The 19,240-nt window shown below is 67.9% G+C and carries 19 protein-coding genes and 1 riboswitch; of the genes, 10 read left to right on the top strand and 9 right to left on the bottom strand.

Annotated elements, in window-relative coordinates; all coding sequences use genetic code 11:
* Positions 1–68: 68 nt before the first annotated feature.
* The 8 genes from ACRQ5B_RS01900 to purU all read right to left on the bottom strand — a co-directional run bounded on the left by ACRQ5B_RS01900 (position 69) and on the right by purU (position 8,747).
* Positions 69–1,145 (bottom strand): Gfo/Idh/MocA family protein, encoded by a 1,077-nt coding sequence (locus tag ACRQ5B_RS01900; protein WP_432396370.1) that lies wholly within the window; start codon positions 1,143–1,145, stop codon positions 69–71.
* A 145-nt stretch (positions 1,146–1,290) separates the two neighbouring features.
* On the bottom strand, positions 1,291–2,391 hold the full coding sequence (locus ACRQ5B_RS01895) for a substrate-binding domain-containing protein (protein WP_412882376.1): 1,101 nt from the start codon (positions 2,389–2,391) through the stop codon (positions 1,291–1,293).
* A 62-nt stretch (positions 2,392–2,453) separates the two neighbouring features.
* Positions 2,454–3,722, bottom strand: coding sequence for a multiple monosaccharide ABC transporter permease (mmsB, locus tag ACRQ5B_RS01890; RefSeq protein ID WP_412882377.1), 1,269 nt, complete (start codon positions 3,720–3,722; stop codon positions 2,454–2,456).
* Positions 3,723–3,765: 43 nt separating this feature from the next.
* A complete protein-coding gene (gene mmsA / locus ACRQ5B_RS01885; RefSeq protein ID WP_412882378.1) occupies positions 3,766–5,322 on the bottom strand; it encodes a multiple monosaccharide ABC transporter ATP-binding protein in 1,557 nt (518 codons plus the stop codon).
* Positions 5,323–5,452: 130 nt separating this feature from the next.
* A complete protein-coding gene (locus tag ACRQ5B_RS01880) occupies positions 5,453–6,643 on the bottom strand; it encodes an ROK family transcriptional regulator (protein WP_290258833.1) in 1,191 nt (396 codons plus the stop codon).
* Positions 6,644–6,752: 109 nt separating this feature from the next.
* Positions 6,753–7,271: a gamma carbonic anhydrase family protein gene (locus ACRQ5B_RS01875; protein ID WP_432396365.1), complete on the bottom strand. Its 519-nt coding sequence runs from the start codon at positions 7,269–7,271 to the stop codon at positions 6,753–6,755.
* A 117-nt stretch (positions 7,272–7,388) separates the two neighbouring features.
* Complete coding sequence (locus tag ACRQ5B_RS01870) at positions 7,389–7,832, bottom strand: methyltransferase domain-containing protein (RefSeq protein WP_432396362.1); 444 nt, start codon at positions 7,830–7,832, stop codon at positions 7,389–7,391.
* Positions 7,833–7,886: 54 nt separating this feature from the next.
* Complete coding sequence (gene purU, locus ACRQ5B_RS01865) at positions 7,887–8,747, bottom strand: formyltetrahydrofolate deformylase (RefSeq protein WP_412882381.1); 861 nt, start codon at positions 8,745–8,747, stop codon at positions 7,887–7,889.
* A 32-nt stretch (positions 8,748–8,779) separates the two neighbouring features.
* A riboswitch (ZMP/ZTP riboswitch) is annotated at positions 8,780–8,865 on the top strand.
* Between the two features lie 123 nt (positions 8,866–8,988).
* Here purU and glyA point away from each other — a divergent pair.
* The 10 genes from glyA to ACRQ5B_RS01815 all read left to right on the top strand — a co-directional run bounded on the left by glyA (position 8,989) and on the right by ACRQ5B_RS01815 (position 18,423).
* Positions 8,989–10,290, top strand: a complete 1,302-nt coding sequence (gene glyA, locus ACRQ5B_RS01860; protein WP_432396358.1) for a serine hydroxymethyltransferase — start codon at positions 8,989–8,991, stop codon at positions 10,288–10,290.
* Positions 10,291–10,307: 17 nt separating this feature from the next.
* Positions 10,308–11,201, top strand: coding sequence for a bifunctional methylenetetrahydrofolate dehydrogenase/methenyltetrahydrofolate cyclohydrolase (locus ACRQ5B_RS01855; protein ID WP_432396355.1), 894 nt, complete (start codon positions 10,308–10,310; stop codon positions 11,199–11,201).
* A 258-nt stretch (positions 11,202–11,459) separates the two neighbouring features.
* Positions 11,460–12,335, top strand: coding sequence for an ABC transporter ATP-binding protein (locus ACRQ5B_RS01850; protein ID WP_290258869.1), 876 nt, complete (start codon positions 11,460–11,462; stop codon positions 12,333–12,335).
* Positions 12,336–12,345: 10 nt separating this feature from the next.
* A complete protein-coding gene (locus ACRQ5B_RS01845; protein ID WP_432396352.1) occupies positions 12,346–13,170 on the top strand; it encodes an ABC transporter permease in 825 nt (274 codons plus the stop codon).
* Positions 13,167–14,018 carry an ABC transporter permease gene (locus ACRQ5B_RS01840; RefSeq protein ID WP_412882384.1) on the top strand — a complete coding sequence of 284 codons (852 nt, stop codon included), beginning with the start codon at positions 13,167–13,169 and terminating at the stop codon, positions 14,016–14,018. The genes ACRQ5B_RS01845 and ACRQ5B_RS01840 overlap by 4 nt, the downstream gene beginning before the upstream one ends.
* A gap of 96 nt (positions 14,019–14,114) precedes the next feature.
* Positions 14,115–14,684: a hypothetical protein gene (locus ACRQ5B_RS01835; protein WP_412882385.1), complete on the top strand. Its 570-nt coding sequence runs from the start codon at positions 14,115–14,117 to the stop codon at positions 14,682–14,684.
* A 10-nt stretch (positions 14,685–14,694) separates the two neighbouring features.
* Entirely contained in the window at positions 14,695–15,528 is an 834-nt protein-coding gene (locus ACRQ5B_RS01830) for an exodeoxyribonuclease III (RefSeq protein WP_412882386.1), read from the top strand.
* 16 nt (positions 15,529–15,544) lie between these two features.
* The gene (trpS, locus tag ACRQ5B_RS01825) at positions 15,545–16,642 is read left to right on the top strand and encodes a tryptophan--tRNA ligase (RefSeq protein ID WP_432396347.1); all 1,098 of its coding nucleotides are present in this window, start codon (positions 15,545–15,547) and stop codon (positions 16,640–16,642) included.
* Positions 16,643–16,754: 112 nt separating this feature from the next.
* Entirely contained in the window at positions 16,755–17,324 is a 570-nt protein-coding gene (locus ACRQ5B_RS01820) for a 2'-5' RNA ligase family protein (protein ID WP_412883227.1), read from the top strand.
* Complete coding sequence (locus ACRQ5B_RS01815) at positions 17,269–18,423, top strand: YihY/virulence factor BrkB family protein (RefSeq protein WP_432396345.1); 1,155 nt, start codon at positions 17,269–17,271, stop codon at positions 18,421–18,423. The genes ACRQ5B_RS01820 and ACRQ5B_RS01815 overlap by 56 nt, the downstream gene beginning before the upstream one ends.
* Here ACRQ5B_RS01815 and ACRQ5B_RS01810 read toward each other — a convergent pair.
* Entirely contained in the window at positions 18,380–19,150 is a 771-nt protein-coding gene (locus ACRQ5B_RS01810) for an alpha/beta hydrolase family protein (RefSeq protein WP_412882389.1), read from the bottom strand. The genes ACRQ5B_RS01815 and ACRQ5B_RS01810 overlap by 44 nt on opposite strands.
* Between the last annotated feature and the right edge of the window lie 90 nt (positions 19,151–19,240).

Here is a 19,240-nt window from a genome sequence, read left to right as displayed (position 1 = left end):
GATTTCGGGTGCATGGTCCGGTGACCGGTGACCGGTGACCGGTGACCGGTGTCCTCCGGAGTCCCGCGTCAGCGAACGTGCACGTCGTTCGGGTAGCTGACCCCCAGCTGGGCGCGGACGCCGTCGAACAACCGCATGGTGTCCAGGGAATCCTGCAGCGGCATCACGGGGCTCTCGGTCAGCCCCTGCTGGATGCAGCGGGTGACCTCGCGCAGCTCGTAGCTGTAGCCGCGGCCCACCGTGGTGAACTGTTCCGTCCGCGGATCGTCGAAGCCCACCCGGACCAGCAGCTCGCGGGGGTTGTTGATCGATCCCAGGCTTTGCAGGAACCCCTTGTTCCCGGCCACGGTGGCGGTGCGCGGCCCGTGCGCCAGCAGGGAGGAGGTCAGCTGCGCCTGCGCCCCGTGGTGGTAGCCGAGCGTCAGGGCGTTCTGGGCGTCGACGCCGTCGTCGTTGACGAAGCCAGTGGCGGTGACCGTCTGCGGGAAGCCCAGCGTGCCCAGCGCCCAGAGCAACGGGTAGATGGTGATATCCAGCAGGGCTCCGCCGCCGTCCCGCGGCGCCCAGAGCCGTGAAGTGGGGGAGTAGGGGGCCGGAAAGCCCAGATCCGCGCCGACCCACTGGACCTCGCCGATCTCGCCGGACGCGGCGATCTCGAAGGCCCGCTGCATCGCCGGCAGGAACCGGCTCCACATCGCCTCCATCAGGAACAGTCCGTTGGCGCGGGCCAGGTCGATCAGCTCGGCCGCCTCGCGGGCATTGACGGTGAGGGCCTTCTCGCATAGGACGTGCTTGCCGGCCGTGAGCGCGGCCTTGGCGATGGCATGGTGCTGGGCGTGCGGGGTAGCCACGTAGACGACGTCGACGGCGTCGTCGGCCAGCAGGTGCTCGTAGCCCGGAACCCCGTCCCGGTCCCCGTAGGCGCGGGCGAAGCCGTAGTCCGCCGCGAAGGCATCCGCGGCGGCCTGGCTGCGGGAGGAGACCGCGTACAGCTGCGCGTCCGCGAGCAGTTCCAGGTCCCGGGTGACGGTGGCCGCGATCCCGCCGGTGGCGATGACGCCCCAGCGCAGCCGCGCTCCGGTGGCGGTCCGGGGATCCTGGTCGGGTTGGTCAAAGAGCCAGGGCCTGGCGATCGGGGCGTTCATGCTGCCATCCTCTCACCCGGGGCGCCGCCGTCGTCGTCCCTGGCCAGCCGCCGCCCCGAGCCCCCAGGCCCCCGGACGCAACAGGGCCCCGACCCTCCCGCAGCGAACTGCGGGGGAGCCGGGGCCCTGATGGTGGAGCGGAAGACTACTTGGTGATCGGTCCGAGTACCGGATCGTCAACGTAAGCGGTCTTGACGTTCTCCTTGGTCACGATGACCGGCTCCAGCAGGAACGCCGGAACGGTCTTGACCTTGTTGTTGTAGGACTTGTCGTCGTTGATCTCAGGCTTCTTGCCGGCCTGGATGTCCTTGACCATGGTGATCGCGTGCTCAACGAGCTTGCGGGTGTCCTTGTTGATGGTGGAGTACTGCTCACCGGCCATGATGGACTTGACGGACTCAACCTCGGAGTCCTGACCCGTGATAACCGGCAACGGCTTGCCTGCAGCCTTGACCGAGGTCAGGACCGCGCGGGCCAGCGTGTCGTTCGGGGACAGGACGCCGTCAAGGGTGGTGCTGCCGTAGCTGCCGCTGAGCAGGGTGTCGGCGCGACGCTGGGCGTTCTCAGCCTTCCAGCCCTGGGTCACAGCCTGCTCGAAGGAGGTCTGGCCGGAAACGACCTTGAGGGTGCCGTCGTCCATCTTCGGCTTCAGCACGCTCATTGCGCCGTCGAAGAAGACCTTCGCGTTGGCGTCATCCGGGGAACCGGCGAACAGTTCGATGTTGTACGGGCCCGTCGGCTTCTTGGCCTTCATGCCGTCCAGCAGGGCCTGGCCCTGCAGGACGCCAACCTTGAAGTTGTCGTAGGCGACGTAGTAGTCGACGTTCTCGGTGTTCAGCAGCAGACGGTCGTACGCGATGATGGTCGCGCCGGCGTCCTTGGCCTGCTTCAGCTGGGTACCCAGCTGCGCACCGTCGATGGCACCGACGATGATGACCTTGTCCCCCTTGGTGACCATGGCGCTGATCTGGTTCTGCTGCTCGGAAACGCCACCGTTGGCGAACTGAACATCAGCCTTGAAGCCGGCACCGTTGAGGCCATCGTTGAACAGCTTCTCCGCGAGGACCCAGTTCTCACTGGTCTTCTGCGGGAGGGCGACGCCGATCGGGGAGTTCTTGGGGAACGCCTCGCCGCCGCTGCTCGCGGAACCGGAGGTGCCGGTGTCGGCACGGCCGCAGGCTGTCAGCGCCAGTGCCGCAATAGCAGCGATTGCTGCTGCCTTTCCTGCTTTACCAATCATTTGCATTGCTTGGTTCACTTTCTTTTGATGGTGCGTGGAGACTCGGTGGTTTAGGGGAAGGGATCCGGTCAGGATTCCTTGGCGATGACCTCTTTGGTGGAAGTGGTCTCGTCGGCCTTGATCTCGTTGCCGCGGCCGAAGTTTTTCATCATCATGCCGATGATCGATTTCTTGCCCTGCGACTTGTTGTAGACGTCGAACGCGACGGCGATCAGCAGGACCAGGCCCTTGATGATCTGGGTCAGGTCGGCGCCGACGCCGAGCAGCTGCAGGCCGTTGTTCAGGACAGCCATCACCAGGCCACCGACGATCGAGCCGATCACGGTGCCGACGCCGCCGGTCACGGCCGCGCCGCCAATGAAGACTGCCGCGATTGCATCCAGTTCCCAGCCGACGCCGTCGAACGGGCCGGAGGCGGTGGAGCGGCCGACGAAGATCATGCCGGCGAGGCCGGCGAGGATCGACATGTTCATCATGACCAGGAAGTTGACCTTCTTGGACTGGACGCCGGAGAGTTCGGCCGCGTGGCGGTTGCCGCCGACGGCGTAGACGTGGCGGCCGATGACCGTCTTCGAGGAGATGAAGCCGTAGAGAAGGACGAGCACGGCCAGGATCAGGCCGGGGATCGGGAACGAGGTGCCCGGGCGGCCGGTGGCGAAGAGGTACGTCGCGTAGAGAATGGCCGCGCAGATCAGGACCAGCTTGGTGATGGTGACCCAGGCCTCGGGCACGTCGGCGCCGAGGGACTTGGCCTTGCGGCGGGCGCGCAGTTCGCTGACGATCACGAAGACGGCGCCGGCCAGACCCAGCAGCAGGGTGAGGTTGTTGTAGCCGGTGTTCGGGCCGAACTCGGGCAGGTAGCCGGAACCGATGTACTGGAAGTCGTTGGGCACCGGGATGGTGTTGGACTTGCCGACGTACTGGTTGAATCCGCGGAACAGGAGCATGCCGGCGAGGGTCACGATGAAGGCCGGGATGCCGACGTAGGCGGTCCAGAAGCCCTGCCAGGCGCCGATCAGGGCGCCCAGGAGCAGGCCGAAGAGGATGCCGAGGTACCACGGGATGCCCCAGTCACGGATCATCAGGGCCACGCTGACACCCACGAACGCGGCCACGGAGCCGACGGAGAGGTCAATGTGGCCGGCGATGATGACCAGCACCATGCCGATCGCGAGGATCAGGATGTAGGAGTTGCCGTTGAAGAGGTTGATGACGTTGCCCGGGGTGAGCGTGCGGCCCTCGGTGAAAATCTGGAAGAAGACGATCAGCGCAACCAGGGCGAAGATCATGCCGAATTGGCGGGTGTTGCCGCCAAAGAGCTTCTTGAGCGCGTTCATTGTGTCAGTCCTTGTAGTCCGGATTGTTCTGGATCGCCCGGGGTCAGGCAGTCTTGCGGGCGGAGGTCATCAGCTTCATCAGGCTTTCCTGGCTGGCTTCCTCTTTGGTCAGCACGCCGGTGATGGCGCCTTCGAAGATGGTGTAGATGCGGTCGGAGAGGCCCAGCAGTTCCGGCAGTTCCGAGGAAATGACGATCACGCCCTTGCCCTGGTTGGCCAGCTGCTGGATGATGCCGTAGATCTCGTACTTGGCGCCGACGTCGATGCCGCGGGTGGGCTCATCGAGGATCAGCAGGTCCGGGTCGGTGAACATCCACTTGGCCAGGACGACCTTCTGCTGGTTGCCGCCGGAGAGCTTCGCGACGCCTTCCTCCACCGACGGGGTCTTGGTGCGCAGCGACTTGCGGTACTGCTCCGCGACGGTGAACTCCTCGTCGGCGTCGACCACGTTGTGCTTGCTGATCTTCTTCAGCGCCGCCGAGACGGTGGTGGCCTTGATGTCGTCGAGCAGGTTCAGGCCGAGGGACTTGCGGTCCTCGGTGACGTAGCCCAGGCCGGCGTTGATGGCCGCCTTGACCGTCTTGAGCTGGATTTCCTTGCCGTCCTTGTAGATGTGGCCGGAGATGAAACGGCCGTAGGAGCGGCCGAAGAGGGAGCGGGCCAGCTCGGTGCGGCCGGCACCCATCAGCCCGGCGAACCCGACGATCTCGCCGCGGCGGACGAAGAAGCTGGAGTTCTTGCAGACCAGGCGGTCCTGGATCTGCGGGTGGCCGACGGTCCAGTTCTTGACCTCGAAGAAGGTCTCGCCGATGTTCGGGGTGTGGTCCGGGAAGCGGGACTCCAGGGTGCGGCCCACCATGCCCTTGATGATGCGGTCCTCGTCGACGCCGTCGGCCTTCACATCGAGGGTCTCGATGGACTTGCCGTCACGGATGATGGTGATGGAGTCCGCGATCTGCTCGATCTCGTTCAGCTTGTGGGAAATGATGATCGAGGTGATGCCGCGGCCCTTGAGGCCCAGGATCAGGTCCAGCAGGTGCTGGGAGTCGGACTCGTTCAGGGCTGCGGTGGGCTCGTCGAGGATGAGGAGCTTGACCTTCTTGTTCAGCGCCTTGGCGATCTCGACCAGCTGCTGCTTGCCGACGCCGATCTCCTTGACCGGGGTGTCCGGGTCCTCGCGCAGGCCCACGCGGGCGAGCAGTTCGGTGGAGCGGAGCCGGGCCTCGGCCCAGTCGATCACGCCGCGCTTGGTGGGTTCGTTGCCCAGGAAGATGTTTTCCATGATGGACAGTTCGGGGATCAGCGCCAGTTCCTGGTGGATGATCACGATGCCGGCGTGCTCGCTGGCCCGGATGTCCTTGAACTCCTGGACTTCGTTCTGGTAGACGATGTCGCCGGTGTAGCTGCCGTGGGGGTAAACGCCCGAAAGGACCTTCATCAGGGTGGATTTGCCGGCGCCGTTTTCACCGCAGATGGCGTGGATTTCGCCGGCCTTCACCCGCAGGTTCACCTCGGCCAAAGCTTTAACGCCGGGGAACTCTTTGGTGATGGAGCGCATCTCGAGAATTACGGGATCGCTGTGCGTGTCGAGGGACGTCATCTGCCCTTACGCCTCCAATGCATGACTTCGTTGTCCGCCCCTGCAAACCGCAGGGCCGTCTGATGGAAAAGTAAACTGGATCACGTCGTTGTCGTCAAGTCTTTAACGCAACGGACGGATAACGGTGGAGCTAGTTGCGCCGGATTCCGGCCTGCTGGAAGACCAGTGCGGTGGCCCCGAGGGCCTCGGCGCGGTCGCCCAGGGAGGACATGGTGAGGGTGGTTGTCTCGCCGATCACGGGCACGGCGTGCCGGATCAGGCCCCGCCGGATGGGGTCCAGCAGGAGCTCGCCGAGGCCCGCCAGCGGCCCACCGACGACGATCACTTCGGGGTTGATCAGATTCGCCACGTTGCCCAGCGCACGCCCGGCGGCGAGGCCGGCGTCGTCCACAACCCGCAGGGTGGCGGAGTCCTTGGCGAGGGCCTTGCGGACGATGTCCTCGCTGGTCATGGGTCGGTCGTCGCCGCGGCTGAGCAGCTCCAGCATGGTGGTGGTGGAGGCGACGGTTTCCAGGCAGCCGCGGTTGCCGCAGCGGCAAACCAGGCCGTGTTCGTGGATGGTGGCATGGCCGATTTCGCCGGTGATGCCGACGTTGCCGTAGTAGGGCATCCCGTTGATGATCAGGCCCGCGCCGATGCCCGAACCGATCTTGAGGAAGAGCAGGTTGCTGGTGCCGCTGTGCGGTCCCCACGTCACCTCGGACAGGGCGCCGAGATTGGCGTCGTTGTCCACGAAAATCGGCAGATCAAGGGCTTCCTCGAGCCGTTCCAGGATGTTGATGCCGACCCATTCGGGGAGGATGGCGCCCTGCGCAACGGTCCCGGAGCGGCGGTCGATGGGGCCGGGGATGCCGACGCCGGCACCCACCAGGGCGCTGCGTTCGACGCCGCTGGTATCGAGCAGCCGGTCAAGGACGGCGACGGCGGCGGCGATGCCGTCCTCAGCGTGGTGGCCCAGCGGCAGGAGCACCGCCTCCTCGGCCAAAACGTGATAGCTCAGTGAGGCCAGCACCACGCGCAGGTGCCGGCGACCGAAGTCGATGCCCACCGCCACGGCACCCTGGCTGTTGAGCCGGACGTTCAGGGCCCGGCGGCCGGAGCTGGTGGTCGGTTCCGTGGAGGCGAGCCCGGCGTCCTGCATGATCTTGACGATGTTGGAGACCGTGGCCGTGGAAAGTCCGGTCTGCCGGGCCAGTTCAGCCTGCGTGGACGGGCCCGCGAGCAGGCATTCGATGATCCGTTGCTGGTTCAAATGGCGGAGCGCGGACTGCGACCCGGGGTTTTTCGTGCGGCTCCTCGTTGAGCGCGTTGGTGAGGGCATGCAAAGAAGCGTGCACCATCAGGGGTTTGTAGTCAAGAAGTTAACGCAAGCGGCGGCGCGCCCCGCCCCGGGATCAGCCCACGAACCGGCTCACGGATCAGCGCACGGATCAGCCGTGCAGCTCCCGGTGCGCCCGGGCGAGCTCCCGGTAGTGCGCGGCGTTGTGGCGGACGCCGTCGAACTCCTCCTCCGTGAGTTCCCGGCGCACCTTGGAGGGCACGCCCGCCACCAGCGAGCGGGGCGGGATTACCGTGCCCTCGAGCACGACGGCGCCTGCCGCCACGAGCGAGCCGGTGCCGATCACGGCGCCGTTGAGGACGGTGGCGCCCATGCCGATGAGGCAGTCGTCCTCGACCGTGCAGCCGTGCACCACGGCGCCGTGGCCGATGCTGACGCCGGCGCCCACCGTGCAGGGGAAGTCCGGGTCCGCATGCAGCACCACGTTGTCCTGCAGGTTGCTGCCGGCGCCGACCCTGATGGCGGCGGTGTCCGCGCGGACCGTGACGCCGTAGAAGGCGCTGGAGTACTCGGCGAGGCTGGCGTTGCCGATAATCGAGGCGCTCGGGGCAACGAAGGCGGAGTCGTGGACGGCCGGGGTATCGCCGGCGAAAGCGTAAACGGGAGTCATGGACCCCAGCCTAGGACAGCGGCCGGACCTGCGGGAGCGTCGGGCGGGTTCGCGCCGGACGTGAGGGAGCGTCGGGCGGATTCGTGCCGGACGTGAGGGAGCGTCGGGCGGCAGGGATCAGGCGCGGAGGATCGTGAAGCCGGGTCCGGGTCCGGGGCCGGCGTCCGGGCCGGCCTGCGGGAGGACGACGGCGATCGGTGCCCCGGGGGCGGCTACGCGCCGGAGCTCGCGGGCCGCGTCGTCGGCCGCCTCGGCGTCGAGTCCGGCCAGGGCGTCGAGGGCCCAGACGGCCGGGAAGGCGGCATCCGCGAACGGCAGGGCGGCGGCGGTTGCCACCGAGGCGGAGAGGCCGTGGGCGCGGGCGGCGTGGATGTTCTCCTCGGAGGCGTCCACGCCGGTGAAGTGGAGCCCGGCGCGGACGAAAGCGAGGCCCTCGGCGCCCGTGCCGCAGTCCAGGCCCAACACGGCGTGCCGGCCCTCCTCCTTGAGCAGGGCCACGAAGTCGTCCAGCCGCTGCGCCCTGTCGTACATGGTCCAAGGCCCGGTCATGGGTGTGGTCATGGCTCCAGTAAAGGGCCCCGGCCGCGCACGCGGCAAGGGCCCTCCCGGGAACGGCTAGCTGAAGACGACCGTCCGGTTGCCGTCCAGCAGCACCCGGTGCTCGGCGTGCCACTGCACGGCCTGGGCCAGGGTGCGGCCCTCGACATCGCGGCCCATCTGCACGAACTGCTCGGCGGTGCGCCGGTGGTCCACGCGGATGACCTCCTGCTCGATGATCGGGCCCTCGTCCAGGGCGGCGGTGACGTAGTGCGCGGTGGCGCCGATCAGCTTCACGCCCCGGGCGTGCGCCTGGTGGTACGGCTTGGCGCCCTTGAAGGAGGGCAGGAACGAGTGGTGGATGTTGATGGCCTTGCCGGTCAGCTCGGTGCAGAGCTCGTCCGAGAGGATCTGCATGTAGCGGGCCAGGACGGTCAGTTCGACGTCGTGCTCGGCCATCAGGGCGCGGAGGGCGTCCTCGGCCTGGGCCTTGGTGTCCTTCGTGACGGGGATGTAGTGGAAGGGGATGCCGTAGAACTCGGCGAGGCCGGCGAGGTCGCGGTGGTTGGAGACGATCGCGGGAATTTCGATCGGCAGGGTCCCGGAGCGCTGCAGGAACAGCAGGTCGTTAAGGCAGTGCGCCGAGGTGCTGGCCATCAGCAGGGTGCGGAGCTTCCGGCCGGCCGGGTTCAGGTTCCACTGCATGCCGAAGGCCTGCGCCACCGGCTCCAGCGCGGCGAGCAGCTCCGACTCGGGGGCCGCCGTCGTCGCCTCCACCCGCATGAAGAAGGTGCCCGTCCCCTCGCTGCCGTACTGCTGCGAGTCCGTAATATTGCAGCCCGCCACCAGCAGGGCGCCGGCTACCGCGTGCACGATGCCGGGCCGGTCCGGGCAGGAGAGGGTGAGGATATAGGAGGCAGTCAGCTGGTCGTCAGTCACGATAGAACAGCCTACCCGCGGCTGGGATAGGCTTAACCTGTCGCAACTGGCGTTGGGTGGCCTACCACCAGGGAGCGGCACGCACGCAGACCACGGATCGTACGCCTGGGCCGAGGGTCATGTTTTTCCGGTTGGCAGCCCCGCGCTGCCCTCCCGCGGCCCCGTAATCTAGGGGCGCCGGCGCGGACCAGCCGGTAACCTGACCTCACAGCAGTGACCGTTGCCAAGCCAGGAGTTCTTCGTGACTACTTCCCTTCGCCTTTCTTCAGCAGCCGTAAGCAACCAGCCCCTCGCTGAACTCGATCCCGAGATCGCCGCCGTCCTGGACCAGGAGCTCGGCCGCCAGCGCGGCACCCTGGAAATGATCGCCTCCGAAAACTTCGCCCCCCGCGCCGTCATGGAAGCCCAGGGCTCCGTGCTGACCAACAAGTACGCCGAGGGTTACCCGGGCCGCCGCTACTACGGCGGCTGCGAATACGTCGACGTCGCCGAGCAGCTCGCGATCGACCGGGTCAAGGCCCTCTTCGGCGCCGAATTCGCCAACGTCCAGCCGCACTCCGGCGCGCAGGCCAACGCCGCCGCCCTCTCCGCGATGATCACCCCCGGCGACAAGATCATGGGCCTATCCCTCGCCCACGGCGGACACCTCACCCACGGCATGAAGCTGAACTTCTCCGGCAAGCTCTACGACGTCGCGGCCTACCAGGTCGAGGAAGACACCTTCCGGGTGGACATGGACAAGCTCCGCGAGCAGGCGCTCGCCGAGAAGCCCCAGGTCATCATCGCCGGCTGGTCGGCCTACCCGCGTCACCTCGACTTCGCCGCCTTCCGCTCGATCGCCGACGAGGTCGGGGCCCTGCTCTGGACCGACATGGCGCACTTCGCCGGCCTGGTGGCCGCCGGACTGCACCCGAGCCCGGTGCCCCACTCCGACGTCGTCACCTCCACCGTGCACAAGACCCTCGCCGGCCCCCGCTCCGGCGTGATCCTGGCCAAGCAGGAGTGGGCCAAGAAGATCAACTCCAACGTCTTCCCCGGCCAGCAGGGCGGCCCGCTCATGCACGTCATCGCGGCCAAGGCCGTGGCGTTCAAGATCGCCGGCGGCGAGGAGTTCAAGGAACGCCAGGAACGCGTCCTCGAGGGCGCCCGGATCATCGCCGACCGGCTGAACGCGGCCGACGTCGCCGAAGCCGGCGTCTCGGTCCTCACCGGCGGCACCGACGTGCACCTGGTCCTGGTGGACCTGCGCAACTCCCAGCTGGACGGCCAGCAGGCCGAGGATCTGCTGCACTCCGTGGGCATCACCGTGAACCGCAACGCCGTTCCGTTCGACCCGCGCCCGCCCATGGTCACATCCGGCCTGCGCATCGGCACCCCGGCCCTGGCCACCCGCGGCTTCGGCGCCGAGGAGTTCACCGAGGTCGCCGACATCATCGCCACCGCCCTCAAGGCAGGCACCGGTGCCGACGTCGAGGCCCTCCAGTCCCGCGTGGACAAGCTCGCCGCCGACTTCCCGCTGTACCCGCAGCACGAGCAGTGGTGATCCGGTTGACCAACGACATGACCGAAACCCACACCGCCCGCATCCTCGACGGCAAGGCGACCGCGGCCGCCATCAAGGCCGAACTGACCGAACGCGTAGCCGCCCTCAAGGCCGGCGGTGTTGTCCCCGGCTTGGGCACCATCCTCGTCGGCTCCGACCCGGGCAGCACCTGGTACGTCGGCGGCAAGCACAAGGACTGCGCCGAGGTGGGCATCACCTCGATCCGCCGCGACCTGCCCGAGGAGACCACCCAGGAGGAACTGCTGGCCGTGGTCCGGGAGCTGAACGAAAACCCGGAATGCACGGGGTACATCGTCCAGCTGCCGCTGCCAAAGCACATCGACCAGGACGTCATCCTCGAAGCGATGGACCCGGACAAGGACGCCGACGGCCTGCACCCGATGAACCTTGGCCGCCTAGTGGCCAACGTGTCCGGCCCGATGACCTCCCCGCTGCCCTGCACGCCCAAGGGCTGCATTGAGCTGCTGACCCGGCACGGCATCAGCCTCAAGGGCAAGCGCGTCCTGGTGGTGGGCCGCGGCGTCACCATCGGCCGGCCCGTGGGACTGCTGCTGACCCGCAAGGACGTGAACGCCACCGTCATCCTGGCGCACACCGGCACCGTGGACCTGCCCGCCGAAATCCGCCAGGCCGACGTCGTCATCGCCGCCGCAGGCCAGCCGCACATGATCAAGGCCGCGGACCTCAAACCCGGCGCAATCGTGCTGGACGTAGGCGTCAGCCGCGTCGACGACGGCAACGGCAAGGCCGTGGTGACCGGGGACGTGGAGCCCGCCGCGGCCGGCGTCGCAGCCTGGATCTCCCCGAACCCCGGGGGAGTGGGGCCGATGACCCGCGCCATGCTGCTGGCCAACGTGGTCGAGACCGCCGAACGCCAGCTCCAGGACTAACCCCGTACCACCCAACTGACTCGCAGCTGAGGCCGTTTTCAGCGCTCATAACGGCCTCAGCTGCGAGTCAGTTGGGTTTCCCGGCCTGAAAAGTCCGAAGAATTTACGAAAAGACTCTTTCATGGTTTGCCCGGATGGACTAGCGTGTTTCGGGTGCCTGAACTCGCCGCAAAAGAATCGCCCGTGGAAAGCGCCGCCGGATCCGGCCCCGCCCAGTACGTCATCACCGCAGAGAACCTGACCAAGAGCTACGGCGACATGACTGCCGTGGACGGGATCAGCTTCCGCGTGCCCGCCGGCGAGGCCTTCGGCCTGCTGGGCCCCAACGGCGCCGGCAAGTCCACCACCATGCGGATGATCGGCGGCGTCTCCCAGCGCACCTCCGGCTCCCTGACGATCATGGGCCTGGACCCGGAGCAGCACGGCCCCGAGGTCCGCGCGCACCTGGGTGTGGTCCCACAGCAGGACAACCTGGACGAGGAACTCAAGGTCCGGGACAACCTCCTGGTCTACGGCCGCTACTTCGGCCTGCCGATGAGCTACCTCAAGCCCAAGGCCGACGAGTTGCTGGAGTTCGCGCAGCTGACCGACAAGGCCAAGGCGAAGGTGGATGCGCTCTCCGGCGGCATGAAGCGGCGCCTCACGATTGCCCGCTCCCTGATCAACGAACCGAAGATCCTGCTGCTGGACGAGCCCACCACCGGCCTGGACCCGCAAGCCCGCCACATCCTCTGGGACCGGCTGTTCCGGCTCAAGGAACAGGGCGTCACGCTGATCCTCACCACCCACTACATGGACGAGGCGGAGCAGCTCTGCGACCGGCTGATCGTGGTGGACAAGGGCCGGATCATGGCCGAGGGGTCCCCGGCCAGCCTGATCCGCGAATACTCCACCCGCGAGGTGCTCGAGCTGCGCTTCGGCTCCGCCCGCAACGCCACGGTCGGGGCGGAACTGGAGGGCATCGGCGAACGGGTCGAAACCCTCCCGGACCGCGTCCTGATCTACGCCAACGACGGCGAGGCCGCCCTGGAAGAGGTCTCCGCCCGCGGCCTCCGCCCCGTCACCTCGCTGGTGCGCCGCTCTTCGCTGGAGGACGTCTTCCTGCGCCTGACCGGCCGGAGCCTCGTTGACTAGGGACGCGACCGTGACCGGGCGCGCCCACGCGCCGCAGGTCTCCGCGGCAAGGGCCCGCCGCTGGGGTGCGTTCTACTACGCCGAACAGGTCCTGCGGGTGATGAAGGGCTACGGCTGGACCATCGTGATGTACGGCGTGGGCCAGCCCGTCGCGTACCTCTTCGCCATGGGCGTGGGGCTGGCAACGCTGGTGGACTCGAACTCCGCGGCGGCCTTCGGCGGCGTCAGCTACCTGACCTTCATCGCCCCCGCGCTGCTGATCTCCGCCGCCGTGATGACGGCCGCGAACGAGTTCACCTTCCCGGTGATGGACGGGTTCAAGTGGCGCCGGGTCTACTACGGCCCGCACGCCTCCCCGCTGACTCCGGAGCAGATCGCCGCCGGACAGATCATCGCCGTGACGGTCAGGTTCGTGCTGCAATCCGCGATCTACTTCGGTGTGGTGACCTTGTTCGGCGCCTCACCCAGCGGCCGGGGCTGGGTCTCGATCTTCATCGCCACCCTGGCCGGCCTCGCCTTCGGCCTGCCCCTGATGGCGTATGCGGCCCGGATCAAGGAGGACAAGGGCCAGTTCGCCATGGTGATGCGCTTCATCGTCATGCCGCTGTTCCTGTTCTCCGGCACCTTCTTCCCGCTGGACACCCTGCCGCTGGGCGTGCGCTGGGTCGGCTGGATCTCCCCGATCTGGCATGGCACGGAGCTGGGCCGGGTGGTCAGCTATGGCTACCCCGAGCCGGCCTGGCTAAGCGCCGTCCACCTGATTGTCCTCGCCGGCCTCACGGTCCTCGGCTGGGTCCTGACCCGGCGCCAGTTCGCGAAAAGGATGGGTGCATGAGCACGCTCGCCACCGCCGGACAGCACGACGGCGCCCCCAGCGTCACCGACGCAGCCCGCGCCCGCCGCTTCGGCCCGCTGTACTCGCGCAACGTGCGCGCCGTCGTCGCCCGCGGGCTGATGGCCACCAAGAGCAGCAATTGGATGGTGATGCTCTCGGGCTTCTTCGAACCCGTGCTGTACCTGATCTCGATGGGTGTGGGCCTCGGCGCGATCGTCGGCTCCGTGCAGGGTCCTGGCGGCCAGGAGATCTCCTACGCCGCCTACATCGCCCCGGCGCTGCTGGCGGTCTCGGCCATGAACGGCGCCGTGTACGACTCCACCTGGAACGTCTTCTTCAAGATGAACTTCGCCAAGCTCTACCAGGGGATGCTCTACACCTCGCTGGGGCCGATCGACGTCGCCATGGGGGAGATCTTCCTGGCCCTGCTCCGCGGCCTCATGTACGCCACCGGGTTTACCGCGGTGATGGGCGTGATGGGGCTGATCACCACCCCGTGGGCCATCCTGATGATCCCGGCCTCGGTGCTGATCGCGTTCGGCTTCGCCAGCTTCGGCATGGGCATCACCAGCTTCATGAAGACCTTCCAGCAGATGGACTGGATCAACTTCATCATGCTGCCGATGTTCCTCTTCAGCGCCACCTTCTATCCGCTGAGCGTCTACCCGGGACCCATCCAGCTGCTGATCCAGGCCATGCCGCTCTGGCACGGGGTGGAGCTGCTCCGCCAGATCAGCGTGGGCGCCTTCGACGCCTTCACGCTGCTCCACATCGGCTACTACCTGGTGATGATCGTGCTCGGCGTCGCCCTCACCACCAGCCGGCTGCGCCGGCTGTTCCTGAAGTAGGGGCCCCGGCAGCGGCAGCAGGCCCGGACGACGGCGGCCCGTTCGCCGGGGGTGGAAGCGCCGCTGGCGGTGCGCGCCGTTTGCGATAATGGACCCATGCGATCCCTCGGCAACCCTTCCTCCACCACGTCCCCGTTCGCCGCCGCCGGCAAGAACCCGATGTTCCGCATCGGCGGCCTCGGCATGACGGTGTTCATCATCGCCTTCCTGGTGGCCGTGATCTTCGCGGCGAACCAGAACGACGTCGTGGGGTGGGTTGTCGCCGTCATCGCCTTCTTCTGGCTGGCGCTGGCCTCCTTCGTGGTCTTCAGCATCCAGAGGGCCGCCAAGCGCGCCGGGGCCAAGATTAACGAGGCGCAGAACGCCTTCAACTCCGCCGTGGGCCGGGCGCCGTCGGCCGGCAGCGCCGACCACGGCGGCACCCGCGTCGTCGGGGAGCGCCGGGAGGCCGATGAGGTCCGCGACATGAAGCTGGACCACTCCTTCAAGATCGTCCAGGTGCAGGTCCGCGTCGTCGAGCAGGAACGGGCCAAGGGCGAGGCGTCGGACCAGGACACCATCCGCCGTGCCCTCGAGACGATCGAAATCACCGCCACCAACGCCCGGGACATGATCAAGTCCGGCGGCGGTTCCGACGAGCCGGTGAGCGGAACCATCATCGACTAGAGTGGATCGGGTGAGCTCGGCATTGGAGAAGGACCACCTTCGCATCGCAACGGTCAACGTCAACGGCCTTCGCGCCGCCTACAAAAAGGGCATGGCGGAATGGCTGGCGGCGCGCGAGGTGGACATCCTCTGCCTGCAGGAGGTCCGCGCGCCCGACGCTGTGGTCCGTGACCTGCTCGGCGACGACTGGCACATCCTGCACGCCGAAGCCGAGGCGAAGGGCCGCGCCGGCGTCGCCATTGCCTCCCGTACCGAGCCGACGGCCACCCGGGGACACATCGGCGAGGACTACTTCGCTACCGCGGGCCGCTGGGTGGAGGCGGACTACATGGTCCGCGACGCCGCCGGGAACCCCGCCACGCTGACCGTGGTCAGCGCCTACGTCCACTCCGGCGAGGCCGGGACCCCGAAGCAGGATGACAAGTTCCGTTTCCTGGACCTCATGCTGACCCGGCTGCCGGAACTGTCCAAGCACAGCGACCACGCCCTGGTGGTGGGGGACCTGAACGTGGGCCACACGGAGCTGGACATCAAGAACTGGAAGGGCAACGTCAAGCGTGCCGGCTTCCTGCCCGAGGAGCGTGCTTATTTCGACCGCTTCATGGGCGAGGAGATCGGCTGGAAGGATGTTCACAGGGGCCTGGCGGGTACCGTCAACGGCCCCTACACTTGGTGGTCGCAAAGGGGACAGGCCTTCGACAACGACACGGGCTGGCGGATTGACTACCACCTCGCCACCCCAGCCCTTGCCGCCGCAGCGGTGCAGGCCGTCGTTGACCGGGCGCCGTCCTGGGATACCCGCTTCTCCGACCATGCCCCGCTGGTAGTGGACTACCGGCTCTAGTTTTAAGGCTTTCCCGATGACCTCTCCCGCCACCGCGTCGCCGATCCCCGACGCCACCCCCTCCACCGACGCCGCACCGGCGGCCGCCGCCGGCACCCGCCAGCGCATCCTCTCCGGGATGCAGCCCTCCGCCGACTCGCTGCACCTGGGCAACTACCTCGGCGCCCTGGTGAACTGGGTCCGGATGCAGGACGAATACGAGGCCGTCTTCTTCATCCCGGACCTGCACGCCATCACCGTGCCCCAGGACCCCGCCGAGCTGGCGCAGCGCACCCGGGTGACCGCCGCCCAGTACATCGCCGGCGGCGTCGACGTCGACAAGTGCACCCTGTTCGTCCAGTCCCAGGTCCCCGAGCACGCCCAGCTGGCCTGGGTGCTGAACTGCATCACCGGCTTCGGCGAGGCCTCCCGGATGACCCAGTTCAAGGACAAGGCGCTCAAGCAGGGCTCCGACCAGGCCAGCGTGGGCCTGTTCACCTACCCGATCCTGCAGGCTGCCGACATCCTGCTGTACAAGCCGCACGGCGTCCCCGTCGGTGAGGACCAGCGCCAGCACGTCGAGCTCAGCCGCGACCTCGCCCAGCGCTTCAACTCCCGCTTCGGCGAGACCTTCACGGTGCCCCAGCCCTTGATCCAGAAGGGAACGGCGAAGATCTATGACCTGCAGAATCCGACGGCGAAGATGTCCAAGTCGGCGGAGTCCCCGGCCGGCCTGATCAACCTGCTGGACGAGCCGAAGCTGATCGCCAAGCGGATCAAGTCCGCCGTGACGGATACCGGGACCGAGATCCGCTTCGACCGGGAGAACAAGCCGGGCGTCTCCAACCTGCTGACCATCTACTCGGCCATCACCGGCCGGACCATCGAGCAGCTCACGGAGGCCTACGAGGGCAAGATGTACGGCCACCTCAAGGTCGACCTGGCGGAGGTGGTGACGGCACACCTGAGCCCGATCCGCGACCGCGCCAACGAACTCCTGGCCGACCCGGCCGAGCTGGACCGCCTGCTGGCGGTCGGCGCGGACAAGGCCCGGGAAGCCGCGGCGGCCACCCTCAAGGACGTGTACGCCAAGGTAGGCTTCCTGCCGTACGCCGGGGCACGGGGAGACATCTAGGGCAATGTCCTCCGCCAGCAACGTCACCGCGAGCGAAACCGGCACGTCCACGGGCTTGTCCCGGGACACCGGCGGCACCGCCCCCTCGGCGGCTGCGCCCGCGGGACAGGACATGCACGCTTCGGAGGACGGCATCAGCATCGGTGTGATCCTGGGCTTCCCGCCCAGGATCGCCGAGGAGCTGCGGCGCTGGCGGGCCTCCTTCGGGGACCCGCTGGCCGCCACGGTGCCCGCCCACATCACGCTGGTCACCACCACCACCACCCGGGACTGGGAGGCCACCCGGCGGCACGTCCGCGAGGTCGCCGGCCGGCAGGAGCCCTTCACGGTCACGATTGCCGGCACCGGATCCTTCCGTCCCGTCTCCCCGGTGGTGTTCCTGAAGGTGGAGGAGGGTTTCGGCGAGTGCGTGAACCTGCACCGGCAGCTGCAGCGCGGCCCGCTGGAGCGCGAGCTGCCCTTCGCCTACCACCCGCACGTCACGGTGGCCCACGACGTCGCCCCGGAAAGCCTCGATGAGGCCGAAACGGCGCTGAAGGATTACAGGGCCAGCTTCCCGGTGGCTAGCATGGGTCTTTACGAGCACGATGACAACGGCATCTGGCAGCTACGGGAAGAACTGGACTTTGGCAGCGAACGTGACCACCACCGAGGCGAAGGCGCCCCAGAAGGCCCCCGCTAGCCCACCCGCACCCACGGACCTGCCCGGGCTGCGCTTGGAGGTCATCCACAAGCGGATGGACTGGGTCAAGGCACGCCGCTCCGGTGGCAACGTCCTGGCGGGATTGCCGCTGCTGTTCGCGAAGATCAACACCTTCCGTCCGCAGCGGGCGTTCATGCACTACAACCTCCAGCGCGGTCCGCTCCTGAGCGCTGGTATCGGCTTCCGGATGTTCTTCTCCATCACCGGCCTGCTGGCCACCGGATTCTCCCTCGCCGGGCTGATCCTCAACGGCCAGCCCGCCCTGCTGGAACAGATCATCCGCAGCGTCGCCGGCGCCGCCCCCGGCCTGCTCAAGGTCAACGGCGGCCCGGGCCTGGTGGACCCGCACCAGCTGCTCAACCCGTCCAACCTCGGCTGGACCGCCCTCATCGCCGCCGCCGTCACCGTGTTCACCGCGCTCGGCTGGATCAGCGGGGTCCGCGACGGCGTCCGCGGCATGATGCAACTCGGCCCGCGGCCCATCCTGCCCGTGCTGCAGATCCTGCGCGACGCCGGAACCCTGCTGCTGCTCGGCGCCGCCCTGGTGGTCAGCGCGGGCGCCTCCCTGGTGTTCGGCACCGCCGCCGACTGGGTGGCCGGCCTGCTGCACCTGGACCCGCTGCTGGCCGGTCCGCTGACCACGTCGGTGACCATCGTGGTGCCCCTGCTGCTGGCCTGGGGGACTGCCCTGATCATGTTCCGGGTGGCGGCCGGGGTGCGGCTGTCCCGGCGGGCGCTGCTGGAGGGCACCATCATGGCCGCCGCCGGCACCACGGTGCTGCAGTTCTTCAGCACCCAGCTGCTGGCCAGCTCGGGCCGCAACCCGATCCTGGCCCCCTTCGCCATCATCATCGGGCTGCTGGTCTGGTTCAACCTGGTCAGCCAGGTCTACCTGGTCTCCGCCTCCTGGTCCGCGGTGCGCGAATCAGATCGATCCGCCGGCCCGGCGGATAAGACCCTCGGCTGGGGTGCCCGCCAGGTCCAGCCCGGGCGGACCCCCGCCGAGCCGCGCGTCCGCCCGCGGCGGGCGCCGGCTAGTTTCCGGCGTCGAGGTACTGATCGGCCCACGCCGAAATAATCTTCGCCGCCCGTGCCGCCTGCCCCTTGCCGGTGAGCAGGTGGTCCGAGCCCTCGAGGGAGACGAAGTTCCGCGGGTGCCGGGCGGTCTGGAAGATGCTGCTGGCATTCTCGATGCCCACCGTGCTGTCCGTGGGGGAGTGCAGCACCATCAGCGGCTTGTGCAGCCGGTGGATGCAGTCGGTGAGGTCCGCGTTCTCCAGGTCCTCCACGAAGTGCCGGCGGATCTCCACCCGCTTGCCGCCCAGGTCCACCTCGGCGCTGCCCTCGCTGAGGATCCGGTCCAGGGCCGCGTCGAAGACGTGGGCCACGTGCTTGGGTGAGAACGGCGCTCCCACCGTGGCCACCGCATCCAGTTCCGGGATGCTGTGCGCCGCCGCGAGCACGGCGGCGCCGCCGAAGGAGTGGCCCACCAGCAGCGACACCGGCCGCCCGGAGGCACGCATGAACTCCGCCGCCCGGACCGTGTCCGCCACCTTGTGACTGAAGGACCCGGCCGACCATTCGCCCGCGGAGCCGCCCAGGCCCAGGTTGTCGAAGCGCAGCATGCCCACCCCGTTGTCCGCCAGCGCCTTGCACATCCGGGAGGCGGCCGGGCTGTCCTTGCCCAGGGTGAAGCCGTGCGAGAACACGCCCCATCCCTTCACCGGCCCTTCGGGCAGGTCGATGACCCCGGAGAGCAGTTCGCCGGTGGAACCTTCGAAGGTGACTTTTTCGGAGCGGGACACGGGGGCCTTTCGACGGAGACGGTTGAGGTGGGGGAGGGGGAGGGGGCGGGAAAACGACGACGGCGCCCCCACCCAAAGGTGGAAGGCGCC

The organism is Pseudarthrobacter sp. L19 (genome assembly GCF_050859435.1).
In the GTDB taxonomy this organism is placed as follows: domain Bacteria; phylum Actinomycetota; class Actinomycetes; order Actinomycetales; family Micrococcaceae; genus Arthrobacter.
Note: the sequence above shows the minus strand (reverse complement) of the source record. Positions and strands in the feature narration are given on the sequence as shown.

What these genes read in the sequence shown, in the direction of transcription:
- ACRQ5B_RS01900 (WP_432396370.1), bottom strand. Translation starts at nt 1,145, where the DNA reads ATGAACGCCCCGATCGCCAGGCCCTGGCTCTTTGACCAACCCGACCAG.
- ACRQ5B_RS01895 (WP_412882376.1), bottom strand. Translation starts at nt 2,391, where the DNA reads ATGCAAATGATTGGTAAAGCAGGAAAGGCAGCAGCAATCGCTGCTATT.
- mmsB (WP_412882377.1), bottom strand. Translation starts at nt 3,722, where the DNA reads ATGAACGCGCTCAAGAAGCTCTTTGGCGGCAACACCCGCCAATTCGGC.
- mmsA (WP_412882378.1), bottom strand. Translation starts at nt 5,322, where the DNA reads ATGACGTCCCTCGACACGCACAGCGATCCCGTAATTCTCGAGATGCGC.
- ACRQ5B_RS01880 (WP_290258833.1), bottom strand. Translation starts at nt 6,643, where the DNA reads ATGCCCTCACCAACGCGCTCAACGAGGAGCCGCACGAAAAACCCCGGG.
- ACRQ5B_RS01875 (WP_432396365.1), bottom strand. Translation starts at nt 7,271, where the DNA reads ATGACTCCCGTTTACGCTTTCGCCGGCGATACCCCGGCCGTCCACGAC.
- ACRQ5B_RS01870 (WP_432396362.1), bottom strand. Translation starts at nt 7,832, where the DNA reads ATGACCACACCCATGACCGGGCCTTGGACCATGTACGACAGGGCGCAG.
- ACRQ5B_RS01855 (WP_432396355.1), top strand. Translation starts at nt 10,308, where the DNA reads ATGACCGAAACCCACACCGCCCGCATCCTCGACGGCAAGGCGACCGCG.
- ACRQ5B_RS01850 (WP_290258869.1), top strand. Translation starts at nt 11,460, where the DNA reads ATGACTGCCGTGGACGGGATCAGCTTCCGCGTGCCCGCCGGCGAGGCC.
- ACRQ5B_RS01840 (WP_412882384.1), top strand. Translation starts at nt 13,167, where the DNA reads ATGAGCACGCTCGCCACCGCCGGACAGCACGACGGCGCCCCCAGCGTC.
- ACRQ5B_RS01835 (WP_412882385.1), top strand. Translation starts at nt 14,115, where the DNA reads ATGCGATCCCTCGGCAACCCTTCCTCCACCACGTCCCCGTTCGCCGCC.
- trpS (WP_432396347.1), top strand. Translation starts at nt 15,545, where the DNA reads ATGACCTCTCCCGCCACCGCGTCGCCGATCCCCGACGCCACCCCCTCC.
- ACRQ5B_RS01820 (WP_412883227.1), top strand. Translation starts at nt 16,755, where the DNA reads ATGCACGCTTCGGAGGACGGCATCAGCATCGGTGTGATCCTGGGCTTC.